We start from the raw sequence: 15,733 nt of genomic DNA on the forward strand, positions 1-15,733 counted from the left end.
CTTCGTCAACATATTTGCTGACGCAAGGCACGGCGGCGTGTATGGTCGGCGGCGATGGCGTCCTCCAGTGGCATCTCCCGCCGTCGCGCGGCGGCCAAGGCGGAGGCGAGCGCGCCCTACCGCGCACGTCGCCGGGAGCTCATCGCGGTCGCCGCGGACGTCTTCCGCCGCCAGGGCCTGGCGGGGACGAGCATCGACGACGTCGCGCGCGCCGCGGGGGTGGACCGCGCCACGTTGTACTACTACGTGGGCAGCAAGAACGAGCTGTTCGAGGAGGTCGTGGTCGAGGCGCTGGTGGCCAACGTCGAGCTGGCCGAGCGCATTCGCGCGGCCGACGCGCCGCCCGACGAGAAGCTCGGCGAGCTGGTGGCGGCGGTGATCCGCTCCTACGCCGACAACTTCCCGCACCTGTTCGTCTTCGCCCAGGAGAACGCCGAGCACCTGCCGTCGATCGGGAGCGGCCACGACATCCGCGGCCTCCAGCGCCGCTTCGACCGCGCGGTCATCGGGCTGATCGAGGAGGGGGTCGCGCGAGGGGTCTTCCGCCTCGACGTCTCGCCGCGCCTGGCGGCCTACGGGATCATCGGCATGGTCAACTGGACCCACCGGTGGTTCCACCCCGACGGCGCGGTCGGCGCCGACGCGGTGGGGGAGGCGTTCGCGCGGGTCGCGGTCGAGGGGCTGCGCAGGCGCTGACGATCATCAACAGAACTGTTGACGTACCCGTCTCGTCGGGATAAGGTCCTGGACATGGTGCAGGTCACGGCCCACGCGCAGGACGTCGACGCGGCGCTCGCACGCGCTCTGGCGCCCGGCCAGGACGTCGTCGTCGGCCAGGCCTTCGGCGCCCCGCGCACGCTGCTGGCGGCGCTGCCGCGGCACCTCGAGCGCCTTCAGGGCAGCCGCGTGTTCTTCGGGATGCTGCTCGGCGACCTGCCCGCGCTGCCGGGCGTGGCGCTGCGCACGTTCTTCCCGTCCGGCCCGCTGGGCACGGCGGAGGCGCTGGCCGCGCGCGGCGCCGTCTACGAGCGGCGGTCGCTGCACGAGCTGTCCGCCGGGCTGCGGTCGGGCGCGATCCCGGCCGACGTCGTCCTGTGCGCGGGCACGCCGGCGCGCGCCGGCGGGGCGGTCTCGCTCGGCGTCACGGTCGACTACGTCGCCCCGGCCGCGGCGCGCGCGTCGACGGTGGTGCTGGAAGCGCATCCGGACATGCCGTGGACCGGCGCGGGCTCGCTGGTCGAGCCCGCCGGCGAGCTGATCGAGGTGCCCGCGGACGACGGCCCGATCGTCCTGGACCGCATGCCGTCGGACCGCGACGCCGCGCTGGCCGCCAACGTCGCCGGGTGGATCGACGACGGCGCGACGCTGCAGTGCGGCATGGGCCCGTGGGTCGGCGCGCTGATCCCGCTGCTGCGCGAGCGCCGCGGCCTGCGCGTCCACACCGGGTTGATCAGCGACTGGCTGATGGATCTCGAGGCGGCGGGCGCGCTCGCCGCCGACCGGCCGGCCATCGGCACCGGCGCCGCGGGCAGCGCGCGCTTCTACCGCTGGCTGGACGGCCATCCCGCCGTCGAGCTGCGCGCCGCCGACCGCACGCACGCGCCGGCGACGCTCGCGGCGCTCGAGCGCCTGACCGCCGTCAACTCGGTGCTCGAGGTCGACCTGCTCGGGCGGGCCAACTCCGAGATCGGGCGCGGCGGCCGGCGCGGTGGCGTGGCCGGCCTCAGCGACTTCGCCGGCGCCGCCGCGCGCGCCGCCGACGGCCTCAGCGTCATCGCGCTGCCGTCGACCGTGGGGCGCGCGTCGCGGATCGTCGCGCGCCTGCCCGAGGCGGCCGTGTCGCTGCCGGCCGCGGCCGTCGACGTCGTGGTCACCGAGCACGGCAGCGCCGACCTGCGCGGGCTCGACGACTGCGCGCGCGCCAACGCGCTGCTGGCGGTCGCCGCGCCGGAGCACCGTGACGCGCTGGTCGCCGACGTGCGCGCCCTCCACCACCTGACCCATCCCGTCCAAGGACGCTGAATGCCCCACACGCTGCAGGAGACCGTGACCACCAAGCGCCTCGACTTCCGCGAGGTCGGCCTCCGCGAGGGGCTGCAGTCCCACGGGCTGGTGGTCCCGACCGCGCAGAAGGTCGAGTACTTCGCGCGGCTGAAGGACGCCGGCGCGCGCGAGCTCAACGTGGTGTCCTTCGTCCACCCGCGCACGATGCCCCAGATGGCCGACGCCGAGACGTTCCTGCGCGCGCTCGGCCCGCTGCGCGAGGACACGGTCCTGTCGGGCGTCGTGCCCAACGACAAGGGGCTGGAGCGGGCGATCGCGATGCGCGCCGAGGGCCTGCTCGACACGATCTTCCTGATCTTCGCCGAGAGCACCTCGACGCTGGCCGCCAACCGCATGACCGCCACGCACGCCGAGCTGCTGGCCCAGATCGAGCGCGGCGCCGCGCGCGCCGCCGAGGCCGGGCTGAACGTGTCGGTGTTCGTCAGCGCCGCCTACGGGTGCTCGATCGAGGGCCGGATCGATCCCCGGCGCGTCGTCGACCACGCCGCCCGGATCTGGGCGATGGACGGCGTCGGCGAGATCATCATCTCGGACTCGACCGGGCAGGCGGACCCGCTGCAGGTGCACGAGCTGCTGACCGCGGCGGCGACCGCGCTGCCGACCGACCGGCGCCTCGGCGTGCACCTGCACGACACCCGGGGCGCCGGGCTGGCCAACCTCTTCGCCGCGCTCGCGTCGCCGTTCGAGCACCTGGTGGTCGACGCCGCGTTCGGCGGCTGGGGCGGCGACTGGCCGTTCATCCCCGAGGCGTTCGGCAACGTCGCGACCGAGGACGTCGTGGAGATGCTGATCGGCATGGGCTTCGACCCGGGCATCGACGTCGCGGCGGTGATGGCGGTGACCAAGGACTACGCCAACCTGAGCGGGCGCCCGATCGGGGCCAAGCTCGTGGACGCCGAGCCGATCGCGTGGAAGCGCGAGCGGCTCGTGGCGGCGAGGGCCTAGGCGATGCGGATCGTCATCGTCGGCGCGAAGGGGTTCGTGGGCGCGTCGCTGACGCGCGGGCTGCTGGCGCGCGGCCACGAGGTCGTCTCGCTGGACCTGCGTCCCGGACCCGGCCGGCTGGCCGACGTCGAGGACGAGGTCGAATGGGTCGTCGGCGACGGCTCCGCGCCCGAGGCGATGCTGGCCGCGATCGGCCGCCGGCCGGTGGACGGGATCTACTACGGGCCGTACTACCGCGCGGCGCCCGGCGAGCCCGGGCTCGGCCAGGAGCTGGACGTCATGGCCGTCGCGGCCTGGCGCGTGTTCCAGCTGGCCCGCGGGCTCGACCTCTCGCGCGTGATCTTCCCCAGCTCGACCGCCGTGCACGGCCGCCAGCCGGCCGATGGCGCGCCGCTGGACGAGACGTCGCGCGTCGCGCCCTTCGGGCTCTACGGGGCCTACAAGCTGCTCTGCGAGGGCGTCGGCGAGCAGGTCAACGCGGCCGTTGGCCGCAACGTCATCACGTCGGTCCGGCTCCCGGCGATCTACGGCCCGGGCGCGGCGGTCGCCAGCCGCGGCGTCAACGTGCCCGCGGTCGCGGCCGCGCGCGGCGAGGCCGGGCGCGTCGACTACCGGCCCGAGGTGCGGGTCTGCGTCGCGCACGTCGACGACGCCGCCGCGATGCTCGTCCGCGCCTTCGAGCACGACGACCTCGCGCACGCGGTCTACGACATGGGCGGAGCGGACGTCTCGTTCGGCGAGATCGCCCAGGTCGTCCAGGACCTCGTCCCCGACGCGCGGACCGAGTTCGGCGACGACGTGGCGATGCCGCTGCCGAGCGCGATCGACAACGCCCGCGCCCGGGCGGAGCTGGGCGTCGAGCACCGCGACCTGCGCGAGGGCATGGCGTCGGTCGTCGACTACGAGCGCTCCCGGCTGGGGGCGGCGGCATGATCCGCCTGGCCACCGTCGAGGAGGCGCTGGAGGACATCGCGCGTGGCCGGATGGTCGTCGTCGTGGACGACCCGGACCGCGAGAACGAGGGCGATCTCGTCATGGCGGCGGAGTTCGCGACGCCGCAGGCCATCAACTTCATGATCACCGAGGCGCGCGGCTGGGTCTGCCTGACGCTGACGCCCGAGCGCTGCGCGGAGCTGGACCTCCCGCTGATGAGCGAGGGCAACGCCCAGGCCCAGCGCACGCCGTTCACGGTGACGATCGAGGCGGCCGAGGGCGTGACCACCGGCATCTCCGCGGTCGATCGCGCGCACACGATCCGCACGGCCGCCGACCCGGCCCGAGGCGCCGACGCGATCGTCAAGGGCGGCCACGTCAACCCGCTGCGCGCGCGTCCCGGCGGCGTGCTGGAGCGTGCCGGGCACACCGAGGCGAGCGTCGACCTGGCGCGGCTGGCGGGCTGCACCCCCGCCGGGGTGATCTGCGAGATCCTCAACCCCGACGGCACGATGGCGCGCGTCCCGCAGCTGGCCGAGTACTGCGCCCATCACGACCTGAAGCTCATCACGATCGCCGACCTGATCGCCTACCGGCGGCGGACCGAGCGCCAGGTCGAGCGGATCGTCGAGACCGCGATGCCGACCCGCCACGGCGACTTCCGCGCGGTGGGATACCGCTCGCTGCTGGACGGCAAGCACCACGTCGCGCTGGTCAAGGGCGACCTGGCGTCCGGCGGGCCCGCGCTCGTGCGCGTCCACTCGGAGTGCCTGACCGGCGACGTCTTCCACTCGATGCGCTGCGACTGCGGCGACCAGCTCGGGGCCGCGCTGACCGCGATCGAGCGCGAGGGGCGCGGCGTGCTGCTCTACCTGGCCCAGGAAGGGCGCGGCATCGGCCTCCTCAACAAGCTGAAGGCCTACAACCTCCAGATGGAGGGCCTGGACACCGTCGACGCGAACCTGGAGCTGGGCTTCCCGGCCGACCTGCGCGACTACGGCATCGGCGCCCAGATCCTCCAGGACCTCGGGCTGACCGACATCCGCCTGATGACCAACAACCCTAAGAAGATCCACGGGCTGGACGGCTTCGGGCTGCGGGTCGTGGAGCAGGTCCCGGTCGAGCTGCCGTCCAACCCGCACAACGTGGCGTACCTGAGCGCCAAGCGGGACCGCATGGGCCACCGCCTGGCGCAGGACCTGCCGCCCAGCGCGTCCGCTAGGCCGTGACGGCGCCCGCCACGGCGCGCACGAAGGCGCCGGCGGCCTCGAGGTCGCGGCGGGCCTCGGGCACGTCGTCGCGGTCGGCGAACATCTGGTAGATGTGGACCATCTGGTAGCCGACCTGGAGCGTCACGTCGACGCCGATCGATCGCGCCTTCTCAGCGATGCGCAGGGTGTCGTCCTGGAGCACCTCGCTCGTCCCGACCTGCATGAGCATCGGCGGGAAGCCGGCGTAGTCGGCGAAGACGGGGGAGACGCGCGGGTCGGCCGGGTCCTCGCCGTGCTGCAGGTAGGCGGCCGCGCACTGGCCGAGCGTCTCCTCGGCGACGAGCGGGTCCAGCGCGGCTCGCGCCTCCATCGAGTCGCCGGACAGCGAGAGGTCGGCGAACGGCGACATCGTCACGACGCCGGCGGGCAGCGGATCGCCCGCGTCGCGCAGCGCCAGCACGAGCGCGAGCGCCAGGCCGCCGCCCGCCGAGTCGCCGGACACGACCAGCCGCGCGGGGTCGACGCCGTCGTCGACCAGCGCGCGGTAGGCGGCCAGCGCGTCGTCCAGCGCCGCGGGGTATGGGTGCTCGGGCGCGAGGCGGTAGTCGGGCAGCAGCACGCGCGCGCCGGCGGCCTCGGCGTACCACGCGCCCAGCGCGCGGTGGCCGTAGGACGACCCCATGACGTAGCCGCCCGCGTGGAAGTGCAGGATCGTCGCCGCGTCGGCCTCCGGCGGCTGTACCCAGCGGCCGGGGACGCCGCCGACCTCGGTCTCCGTGACGACCACGTGCGCGGGCGGCTCGGCGCCGATGCGGTCGAACCCCGCGCGGCTCTCCTCGAGCGTCGCGTCGGGGCTCAGGAACTGGGCGTACACCGCGACGGCGATGTCACTGACGGGATGGCGCAACGGATCTCCTCCGGCCTCGCTCGCACTGCATCAACAGTAGTGTTGAAGACTAGCAGCGAGGTTCGCGCGCGTGGGGGATCTCTGATCGGTGTCCGGGACTCGCGCTATATTCGCGCGCCTATGGCCACCAGCGGGATCGCCAAGCGACGCGCCGCCGCGAAGGCGGACGGCAGCTCGCACTACGTCGCACGCCGACTCGAGATCGTCAAGCGCGCCGCGGAGGTGTTCAAGACCAAGGGCCTGGCGGCCACCAGCGTCGACGACATCGCCAAGGCCGCGGGCGTCGATCGCGCGTCGCTGTACTACTACGTGGGCAGCAAGAAGGAGCTGTTCGAGGAGGTCGTCATCGAGGCGGTCGTCGCGAACATCGAGATGGCGGAGCGCATCCGCAGGAGCGACGCCGCGCCCGCCGACAAGCTCTCCCAGCTCGTCGAGGGGCTCATGGCCTCCTACGCCGAGCACCATCCCCACCTGTACGTGTTCGTGCAGGAGGACACCGCGCACCTGCGCGGCTCGGGCACCGGCGATCGCAACATCGGCGAGCTGCAGAAGCGCTTCGACCGCGCGCTGATCGCGATCATCCAGGAGGGCGTCGACAGCGGGGCGTTCCGCGCCGACGTCCCGCCGCGGATCGCCGCCTACGGGATCATCGGCATGGTCAACTGGAGCCACCGCTGGTTCGACCCGGACGGCCCCGTCGGCTCCGACGAGGTCGGCCGCGCGTTCGCGTCGATGGCCGTGGACGGGCTGTCCGCGCACGGGAAGCCGGGCCGGGCCCCCGCCGCCAAGGCGAAGGCGCCGGCCAAGACGGCCCCGGCGAAGAAGGCCCCAGCCCGCAAGGCGCCGGCCAAGCCGCGCGCCCGCAAGGCCGCCTAGCCGCTCCTAGTACTTCTCCAGCAGGCCGCAGTCGATCTGGATCGACGTGCCGGTCACGTAGCGCGACTCGTCGGAGGCCAGCCAGACGATCGCGTTGGAGACGTCCTCCGGCTCGACCCAGGCGGCGGGCAGGATGTGGAGCGCCTGGAGCGTCGCGGCGCCGTCGTCGAGCGTCGGGTGCTCCAGGTCGGGCCGGAAGAGGCGGGTCGTCACGTCGTTGTCGATCATCGGCGTGCGGACGTTGGTCGGGCACACGGCGTTGACGCGGACGCCGTGGCCGCCCAGCTCGTTGGCCAAGGACTTCATCAGGCCGATCACGCCGTGCTTGGCCGCCACGTAGTTGGCGACGTGCGGCGCGCCGCGGTGGCCGCCGACCGACGCCGTCAGGATGATCGAGCCGCCCGCGCCCGAGGCGATCACGTGCGGGACGGCCGCCCGCGTCGTCTTCCAGACGCCGGTCAGGTTGACGTCGACCGTCGTGCCCCACTCGTCGTCGGTCAGCTCCCACGAGAGCTTCGGCGGGCCGAGGATGCCGGCGTTGGCCGACACGACGTCGAGCCGGCCGAGTCGCGCGACCGCCGTGGCCACGAAGCCGTCGAGCGTCGGGCCGTCGCGCACGTCGACCTGCTCGGCGACGATCCGGCCGCCCGCCGCCTCCACCGCCGCCACGGTCTCCCGCAGGTCGTCCGGCGTGGCGCCCGGGTAGCCGACCGTGTCCACCGGGCCGGCGACGTCGACGCCGATGATGGCCGCGCCCTCGGCCGCGAGCCTGAGCGCGTGCGAGCGGCCCTGGCCGCGCGCCACGCCCGTCACGAGTGCCACCTTGCCGTCGAGTTTCCCCATGGCGGGGCAGCCTAGGGGCCGACGGCAAATCTTGCAACACATGTGTTGACGAAGGCCCCGCGATGGGGATACGGTGCACCATCACAGGGGACGTCGGGGCGACATCGGGTCGTCGCGACTCCGGGTCATGTGGAGGAGAGACGCAAGGGTGTTGGAGATCAACGGCCACCCGCTCGAGCAGGCGACGATCAAGGACGTGATCCGCGACCGCGCGGCGCGGTTCGGCGATCGCGAGTTCGCGGTCATCGAAGGCGAGCGGCTGACCTACCGCGAAGCCGACGAGCGCGCCAACCGCGTCGCCAACGCCCTGGCGGGCCTCGGCGTCGAGAAGGGCGACGTGGTCGTCACCTACATGTACAACTCGGTCGACCACGTGGTCGCCTGGTTCGCCTGCGCCAAGCTCGGCGCGGTCTGGGCGCCGGTCAACATCGCGCTGATCAACCTCGACCTCGCCTACACGCTGACCGACGCGGGGCCCAGGGTCGCGCTGATCGACGCGGAGCTGTGGGACAACTTCGCCCAGGTGCGCGAGCAGGTCGACGTGCCCGGCCTGATCCCGGTCGTCCGCGGGGCGATCGACGACCGCTCGGTTCCCGCGTTCGCGTCGCTGCTGGAGGGGGCCGACGGCGAGCCGGAGGCCGACGTCCTGCCCAGCGACCCGGCCGGGATCATCTACACCGGCGGCAGCACCGGCCTGCCCAAGGGCGTCGTCGTCGCCAACCTCTGGTACTTCCCGGCGCTGGTCCGCTACGACGAGATGTTCGGCGTCCGTCCCGACGACGTCCACATGGGCGTCGGCCAGATGTGCCATGCCATCGGCTCGGCGGTCGACGTGCTCTGCCCGTTCTACTACGGGCTGAAGACCGTCATGACCAAGTGGTTCAGCGCGTCGCGGTTCTGGGACATCGCCTTCGAGCACCGCACGACGATCGTCGGCGTGCTGATCGGCCCGCTGATGGTCGCGCTGGACAACCAGCCCCCGCGCGACGACGAGGCCGACAACCCGGTGCGGATCGCCAGCTCGGGCTCCGGCCAGGTGCCGCGCGACCGGATCGAGTCGTTCAAGCGCCGCTTCGGCGTCGACCTGCTGGAGATCTACGGGCAGACCGAGACCGGCCCGCTCGGCGCGGTCGGCCAGCGCCTCGACGACCTTCCCTACCACTCGCTCGGCCGGCCGCACGGCTGGTGCGAGGTGCGGGTCGTCGACGAGCACGACCAGCCCTGCGCGCCGGGCGTCGAGGGCGAGATCACGCTGCGCTGCACCGTCCCGTACTCGTTCATGGTCGGCTACCACAACAAGCCCGACAAGTTCGCCGAGGCCTGCCGCAACCTGTGGTTCCACAGCGGCGACGTCGGCCACCTGGACGAGAACGGCTACCTGCACTTCGGCGGGCGCCTGTCGCATTCGATCCGTCGGCGCGGCGAGAACATCTCGGCGCTGGAGGTCGAGTCCGCGGTGCTGCTGCACGAGGCGATCGCCGAGTGCGCGGTCGTGGGCGTCGAGGCGGACCTGGGCGAGGAGGACGTCAAGGTCTTCGTCCAGCTCGAGCCGGACGCCGCGCTGGAGCCGGGCGACCTGATCCGGTTCCTGGAGGAGCGCATCGCCTACTTCAAGGTCCCGCGCTACGTCGAGTTCATCGACACCATGCCGCGGTCGGCCACCAAGAACGAGATCGAGCGCTTCAAGTTGCGCGAGCGCGGCGTCGGCGACGCCTGGGACCGGGAGCTCGCGGGCTTCTCGGTTCGGCGTCGCGTCTGAGCCGCCGAGAACACCGTAGAACCGAAACCGTCCTCGAACGGAGGTATCGCCGTGCCCGATCAGGGCGAGCAGGTCATCCGCGACTACATCGCGGCGCAGGAGTCGCTCGACGCCGACCGGATCGTCGCCTTCCTGGCCGACGACGCCGTGCTGGAGTTCCCCTACGCGTTGCCCGGGATGGCGGCGCGCGTCGACGGCGGCCCGGAGGCGCTGCGCGAGCACGCCGGCCAGATCCCGCAGTTCATGAGGTCCTTCACCTACTCGGAGGTCGTGGTCCACCCGCTGGCCGCGGCCGGGCGGTACTTCGTGGAGGTCAGGGTCGACGGCGTGCTCACCAACCCGGCGGCGCCGCCGTACCGCAACCGCTACGCGATCCTCGCCGAGGTCTCGGGCGAGCAGGTCACGTTCTGGCGCGAGTACTTCGGCGCGACCGAGGTCGGCGGGCTGCTGGCGGGGATGGCGGCATGAGCGACTACGTGGTGATCGGCGCCGGGGCGGCCGGGTGCGTGATCGCGGCCCGCCTCAGCGAGGACCCGGACGTCACGGTGACGCTCATCGAGGCGGGCCCGATGGACGGCGCGCCCGAGCTGGAGATGCCCGCGGCCTACAGCTCGACGTTCCACAGCCGGTACGACTGGGACTTCCCGACCGAGCGCGAGCCCGGGCTGGACGGCCGCCAGATCTCGATCACGCGCGGGCGCGTCGTCGGCGGCTCGACCGCGCTCAACGCCATGGTCTACACCCGCGGCCACCGCGAGGAGTACGACCGCTGGGAGGCGCTCGGCGCGAGCGGTTGGAACTACGACGAGCTGCTGCCCTACTTCCGGCTCTCGGAGGACAACCAGCGCGGCGCCGACGCCTACCACGGCGAGGGCGGCCCGCTGACGATCTCCGACCTGATCCTCCGCCACCGCCTCACCGACGTCCTGCTGGAGGCCGCCGAGGAGGCGGGCCAGCCGCGCAACGACGACGTCAACGGCGCCGACACGGAGGGGTTGGGCAGCTACCAGCTCTTCCAGCGCGACGGGCGCCGCTGCAGCAACGCCAAGGCCTTCCTGCACCCGGCGCTCGGGCGGCCGAACCTCACGCTGGAGGCCGACTCGCACGTCACGCGGATCCTCTTTCAGGGCGACCGCGCGGTCGGCGTCGAGGCCGTGCGCTTCGGCGCGCCGGCGACGTACCGCGCCGAGCGCGAGGTCATCGTCTGCGGCGGCGCGGTCCAGAGCCCGCAGATCCTGATGCTGAGCGGGATCGGGCCGGCGGCCGAGCTGTCGGCCTTCGGGATCCAGCCGCTCGTCGACCTCCCGGTCGGGCGAGACCTGATGGACCACACGACGCTCGTCATGTCGTGGCTGACCGACGAGGAGTCGCTGCTGACCGCGTTCACGCCCGAGAACCTCGCGCTCTTCGAGGCCGAGGGCACCGGGCCGATGACCTCCAACTACGGCGGCACCGGCGGCTTCATCCGCTGCTCGGAGGACTCGACCCGCGCCGACTTCCAGGTCTTCGGCATCGCCGCGCTCTACACCGGCGGCGGCGTGGTGACCGAGCACGGGCTGAGCATCGCCGGCAACCCGTCGCGCGTGCGCGACCGCGGCGCGGTGACGCTGCGCAGCGCCGACCCGCTGGCCAAGCCGCGCATCCAGCACAACTTCATGTGCCACCCCGAGGACCGCCGCGAGATGCGCGAGGGCGTGCGCCGCATGCTGGAGCTCACCGACCAGCCGGCCTACCGCAAGCTCATCACCGCGCCGTACTCGGTGCCCGACTCGCGCTCGGACGCCGACGTCGACGCCTACGTCCGCCGCGAGGGCCTGACCTCCTACCACCAGGCGGGCACCTGCGGCATCGGCCGCGTCGTCGACCCCGAGCTGCGCGTGCTGGGCGTCGAGGGCCTGCGGGTGGTCGACGCGTCGGTCATGCCGGACCTCGTCGGGGCCAACACGACGGCGCCGACGACGATGATCGGCGAGAAGGGCGCGGACCTGATCCGCGGGATCGACAGCCGCCCGGCGCCGTCGACGGCCGTCGACGCGGCGGCCTAGGGGAGGGTGGAGATGGGCATGCTCGACGGCAAGGTCGCGCTGATCACCGGCGCGGCGCGCGGCCAGGGCCGCTCGCACGCGGTGCGGCTCGCCGAGGAGGGCGCCGATGTCATCGCCATCGACATCTGCGACCAGATCCCCTCGATCAAGATCCCCATGTCGACCCGCGAGGACCTCGCCGAGACCGAGCGGCTGGTGACCGCGCTCGGCCGGCGGGTCGTGACGGCGGTCGGCGACGTGCGCGACCGGCCCGCGCTGGCCGCGATCGTGTCCGGCGCGGTCGACGAGCTCGGCCGCCTGGACATCGTGGTGGCCAACGCCGGCGTCTGGGGCGCGAACCCCGACACGCCCGGCGGCCCGGACGCGCGGATGGAGCCCGCGGCCCGCGACACGCTGTTCCGCGACATCATCGAGACGAACCTGATCGGCGTCTGGAACACGCTGCAGGCGACCGTCGGGCACGTGATCGCGGGCGGTCGCGGCGGCGCCATCGTGCTGACCAGCTCGACCGCCGGCCTGCACGGCATGCCGGTCAACGACTTCGCGCAGGACGCCTACACCGCGTCCAAGCACGGGATCGTCGGGCTGATGCGCAGCGCGGCGGTCGACCTCGCGCCGCACGACATCCGCGTCAACACGGTCAACCCGACCGGCGTGCGGACGCCGATGGCCGAGAACCAGGTCGTCGCCGACTACTTCGGCGAGAACCCGGACCTCGGCAACCTGTTCGGCAACGCGCTCGACGTCGACATGGTCGAGGCGGTCGACGTCAGCAACGCCATCGTCTACCTCGTCGGCGACAGCGGGCGCTACGTCACGGGCGTGACGCTGCCGGTCGACGCCGGCTTCCTCGCCGGTGGCGCGCTGGCCAGGAAGGGCTGAGCCGTTCCCGCCCCGTCCCGCCGCCGCCCGGCCTGGGCGACGTTCGCCGTCCTGGCGGCGGCGGTCATGTCGTTCGCGCTGGGCCAGTCGCTGATCGTCCCGGTGCTGCCGACCGTCCGCGAGCACCTGCACACGTCGCAGAACACGGCGACGTGGGTGTTGACGGCCTACCTCCTGTCGGCGTCGATCTTCACCCCGCTGCTCGGCCGCCTCGGCGACATGCTCGGCAAGCGCCGGATGCTGATCGTCGCGCTCGGCGCGCTGGCCGTCGGCTCGGTGATCGCCGCGTTGACGACGTCGATCGCGGTGATGCTCGTCGCCCGCGCCATCCAGGGCGTGGGCGGCGGGATCCTGCCGCTGGCCTTCGGGATCGCCCGCGACGAGCTGCCCCCGCGGCGCGTCGCCGGCTCGATCGGCCTGCTGTCGGGGCTGACCGGCGCGGGCACGGGCGTCGGCCTCGTCCTCGCCGGCCCGATCGTCTCGGGCCTCGGCTACACGTGGCTGTTCTGGTGCGGGCTGATCGTGGCGGGGACCACCGCGATCGCGGCGCGCCTGGTGCTGGACGCGTCGGCGCCGACGACGACCGGCCGCATCGGGTGGCGCGCGCCGGTCCTGCTGTCCGCCGCGCTCGTCGCGCTGCTGCTGCCGATCAGCCAGGCGCCCGACTGGGGCTGGCTGTCGGCGCGGACGCTCGGGCTGATCGTCCTGGCGATCGCGTTCGCCGTGGCGTGGATCGCGGTCGAGGCGCGCTCCGAGCATCCGCTGATCGACATGCGGATGATGCGGATGACGGCGGTCTGGACGAGCAACCTCATCGCCTTGCTCTTCGGCGCGGGCCTGTACGCGACGTTCGCGTTCGTCCCGCAGTTCGTGCAGACCGGGCCGCCGGCCGTCTACGGGTTCGGCGCGAGCGTCACCGAGTCCGGCCTGGTGCTGCTGCCGTTCACCGTCGCGACGTTCGCGATGGGGGTCACCGCGGGCGCGTTCGAGCGCCGCCTGGGCGCCAAGGGCGTGCTGGTGCTGGGGTCGGTCGTCAGCGTCGTGGCCTTCGCGCTGGTCGCCGTCGCGCACGGGGAGGAGTGGGAGGTCATCGCCGCGATGACGATCCTCGGCTTCGGGTTCGGGATGCTGCTGGCGGCGCTGCCGACGGCGATCGTGAACGCCGTGCCCGCGCACCAGACCGGCGTCGCGACCGGGATGAACGCCAACATCCGGACGATCGGCGGCGCGATCGGGACCGCGGCGATGTCGACGATCGTCACCGCGTCGGCGCCGAGCGGAGGTGGGTTGCCGACCGGCGGTGGCTATTCGACGGGCTTCGCGATGCTCGCGGGGGCGATGGCGCTCGCGACGCTGGCCGGGGTCCTGATCCCGGTGGGGCGGGGCGCGACCGAGCCGCCGGCCTTGGCCGACCTGGCGTTCGCGCCCGCCACCGAGTCATCAACGTAGTCGTTGCCCTTGGGGCCCTTGGCTAGGGGCGCCACTCGACGTGCGCGCGGACCGCGCCCTGGGCGTCGACCCAGCCGTGCTTCTGGGCGACGTCGAGCATGCCTTCGAGGTCCGCGCGCCAGGTCGCGTCCTCGGCGCGCGCGCCGGCCATGCGGGACAGCGCCGGGACCGTCACGAAGACGTGCTCGGCCCCGTCGCTGCGGCCGATCTCGGTGGTCGCGGCGGCCAGCGCGGCGGCGTCGGGCGCCCCCTGGGCGACGACGCGGAAGTCCTTGAAGTTGTCGGCGTCGGCCAGCTCGGGCGCGTCGCCCGTGCCGCTCAGGATGATCTGCATCGAGGCTCCTTCGAGGTTCGTCAACAGAGTAGTTGACAGGATGCTACTATCGCCCCCTCGGAGGAGTTCCGCTGACTTAGGAGGTCGTGCGCGATGGAGTTCATGGGTCGACGCTGGGTGTCCCTGGCGTCAACGGTGGTGCTGATGGGCGGCCTGCTGGTCGCGGGGTGCGGCGACGACAAGGACTCCGGGTCCTCGGCGGGCGCGAGCACCGGAGCGTCCGCGACGTCGACGGGGTCGGGCGCGGCCGACACGACCGCCGCCGCGCCGGCGGCCTCGTCGTCGCCGCTCACGCCGGAGTCCTCGGGCGTGGGGGACTCCGAGGAGGCCGCGAGCGGCACGCCGATCAAGGTGATGGTGACGGCGCCCATCGACAGCCCCGTCGGCACCGCGCCCGGCGTCCAGGCCAACGTCACCGCCGCGTTCAACGACATCAACGCGCACGGCGGGGTCAACGGCCATCCGCTGAAGATCGTCTTCTGCAACAACTTCAACGACCCCAACAAGACCGCGGCCTGCGCCCGGCAGGCGGTCTCGGAGAAGGTCGCCGCGGTGATCCCCTACGCGGCGACCCAGGGCCCGTCGCTCTACCCGTCGCTCGAGAAGGCCGGGATCCCGGTGATCGGCGCGCTGCCGAGCACCCAGCCCGACTGGACGAGCAAGGTCGCCTACCCGATCAGCGCCGGCATCTCGCAGATGACGCTGGCCTCGGGCCTGCAGCTCAAGGCGCACGGCGCCGACTCCGTCGGCGGCATGATGATCGACATCCCGTCGGCCCACGTCCAGGAGTCGCTGATCAAGCGCGGCGCCCAGATCGCCGGGCTCAAGTTCACCACCGCCGTCTACCACCCGGCCACGGCCGCCGACGTCTCGGCGCAGGTGCAGAAGCTCGTGTCCGCGGGGGCCAAGGCCATCACGTTCGTGGACACGACCGCGGCGACGGTCGCGGCCGTCAAGGCCGCCCGCCAGCTCGGCGGCAACGGGATGCTGTTCCAGCAGAACGCGCAGTCGCTCGACGAGGGCCTCTTCAGCGGCCTGGGGTCCGACGGCGGCGGCCTGCTCGTCACCGCCGGGCTCCCGCCGGAGACCGCGACGCGGCAGTTCCCCGGCATCAAGCTGTGGCGTGACGAGCTCGACGCGGCCAAGCAGGCCGGCGTCAAGGACACCGACACCAAGGGGTCCAGCCAGGCCGCCTGGATCGCGGCGCACGCGCTGGCGATCGCCGCGCAGAAGGTGAAGGGGTCGGTCACGGCGGCGTCGCTGACCAAGGCGCTCGACGACACCGAGGACATGGACCTGCTCGGCCTCCTGAAGTGGACGCCGGGCCAGGGCCCGAAGGAGTTCCCGCGGCTGAACAGCGGGACGATCTACTTCTGGGTCGCCAAGGACGGCGGGTACGTGATCGACCCGAAGATGCCCGACCCCGTCGACATCTTCGCCAAGGCCGGGCTGCGATAGCGACAGGCCTCCTCCCCAAAGGGGCGT

At 72.9% G+C, this 15,733-nt stretch carries 15 protein-coding genes; 12 read left to right on the top strand and 3 right to left on the bottom strand.

The features are described 5' to 3' along the window. The first annotated feature begins 54 nt into the window (after positions 1-54). Genes VFG42_RS24455 through VFG42_RS24475 form a run of 5 tightly spaced genes read left to right on the top strand, consistent with a single transcriptional unit; the run spans position 55 to position 5,171 of the window. The gene (locus tag VFG42_RS24455; protein WP_324911461.1) at positions 55-696 is read left to right on the top strand and encodes a TetR/AcrR family transcriptional regulator; all 642 of its coding nucleotides are present in this window, start codon (positions 55-57) and stop codon (positions 694-696) included. 54 nt (positions 697-750) lie between these two features. Beyond that, positions 751-2,022, top strand: a complete 1,272-nt coding sequence (locus VFG42_RS24460; protein ID WP_324911462.1) for an acetyl-CoA hydrolase/transferase C-terminal domain-containing protein — start codon at positions 751-753, stop codon at positions 2,020-2,022. Continuing rightward, the gene (locus VFG42_RS24465; protein ID WP_324911463.1) at positions 2,023-3,009 is read left to right on the top strand and encodes a hypothetical protein; all 987 of its coding nucleotides are present in this window, start codon (positions 2,023-2,025) and stop codon (positions 3,007-3,009) included. 3 nt (positions 3,010-3,012) lie between these two features. Next, a complete protein-coding gene (locus tag VFG42_RS24470; protein ID WP_324911464.1) occupies positions 3,013-3,942 on the top strand; it encodes an NAD(P)-dependent oxidoreductase in 930 nt (309 codons plus the stop codon). Beyond that, positions 3,939-5,171, top strand: coding sequence for a bifunctional 3,4-dihydroxy-2-butanone-4-phosphate synthase/GTP cyclohydrolase II (locus tag VFG42_RS24475; protein ID WP_324911465.1), 1,233 nt, complete (start codon positions 3,939-3,941; stop codon positions 5,169-5,171). Before VFG42_RS24470 ends, VFG42_RS24475 begins: the two co-directional genes overlap by 4 nt. Here VFG42_RS24475 and VFG42_RS24480 read toward each other — a convergent pair. Next, a complete protein-coding gene (locus VFG42_RS24480; protein ID WP_324911466.1) occupies positions 5,161-6,060 on the bottom strand; it encodes an alpha/beta hydrolase in 900 nt (299 codons plus the stop codon). The two genes, VFG42_RS24475 and VFG42_RS24480, sit on opposite strands and share 11 nt — an antisense overlap. Positions 6,061-6,180: 120 nt before the next feature. Here VFG42_RS24480 and VFG42_RS24485 point away from each other — a divergent pair, with 120 nt between their 5' ends. Continuing rightward, entirely contained in the window at positions 6,181-6,936 is a 756-nt protein-coding gene (locus tag VFG42_RS24485; protein ID WP_324911467.1) for a TetR family transcriptional regulator, read from the top strand. A gap of 6 nt (positions 6,937-6,942) precedes the next feature. On the opposite strand, the gene VFG42_RS24490 is transcribed toward VFG42_RS24485, so the two are convergent. Next, positions 6,943-7,779 (bottom strand): mycofactocin-coupled SDR family oxidoreductase, encoded by an 837-nt coding sequence (locus tag VFG42_RS24490; RefSeq protein ID WP_324911468.1) that lies wholly within the window; start codon positions 7,777-7,779, stop codon positions 6,943-6,945. Between the two features lie 148 nt (positions 7,780-7,927). On the opposite strand from VFG42_RS24490, the gene VFG42_RS24495 reads away from it, so the two are divergent. From VFG42_RS24495 to VFG42_RS24515, 5 genes are all read left to right on the top strand, one after another. Continuing rightward, positions 7,928-9,538, top strand: a complete 1,611-nt coding sequence (locus tag VFG42_RS24495; RefSeq protein WP_324911469.1) for an AMP-binding protein — start codon at positions 7,928-7,930, stop codon at positions 9,536-9,538. Positions 9,539-9,589: 51 nt separating this feature from the next. After that, positions 9,590-10,006 (top strand): nuclear transport factor 2 family protein, encoded by a 417-nt coding sequence (locus VFG42_RS24500; RefSeq protein WP_324911470.1) that lies wholly within the window; start codon positions 9,590-9,592, stop codon positions 10,004-10,006. Further along, complete coding sequence (locus tag VFG42_RS24505) at positions 10,003-11,583, top strand: GMC family oxidoreductase (protein ID WP_324911471.1); 1,581 nt, start codon at positions 10,003-10,005, stop codon at positions 11,581-11,583. Before VFG42_RS24500 ends, VFG42_RS24505 begins: the two co-directional genes overlap by 4 nt. Positions 11,584-11,595: 12 nt before the next feature. Further along, positions 11,596-12,465: a mycofactocin-coupled SDR family oxidoreductase gene (locus VFG42_RS24510; RefSeq protein ID WP_324911472.1), complete on the top strand. Its 870-nt coding sequence runs from the start codon at positions 11,596-11,598 to the stop codon at positions 12,463-12,465. A gap of 66 nt (positions 12,466-12,531) precedes the next feature. Continuing rightward, positions 12,532-13,914, top strand: coding sequence for an MFS transporter (locus VFG42_RS24515; RefSeq protein ID WP_414642468.1), 1,383 nt, complete (start codon positions 12,532-12,534; stop codon positions 13,912-13,914). A 22-nt stretch (positions 13,915-13,936) separates the two neighbouring features. On the opposite strand, the gene VFG42_RS24520 is transcribed toward VFG42_RS24515, so the two are convergent. Continuing rightward, a complete protein-coding gene (locus VFG42_RS24520) occupies positions 13,937-14,248 on the bottom strand; it encodes a hypothetical protein (protein ID WP_324911473.1) in 312 nt (103 codons plus the stop codon). 117 nt (positions 14,249-14,365) lie between these two features. Here VFG42_RS24520 and VFG42_RS24525 point away from each other — a divergent pair, with 117 nt between their 5' ends. Then, entirely contained in the window at positions 14,366-15,706 is a 1,341-nt protein-coding gene (locus tag VFG42_RS24525; protein WP_324911474.1) for an ABC transporter substrate-binding protein, read from the top strand. Positions 15,707-15,733: the final 27 nt, after the last annotated feature.

The organism is Baekduia sp., from assembly GCF_035685985.1.
GTDB lineage: Bacteria > Actinomycetota > Thermoleophilia > Solirubrobacterales > Solirubrobacteraceae > Baekduia.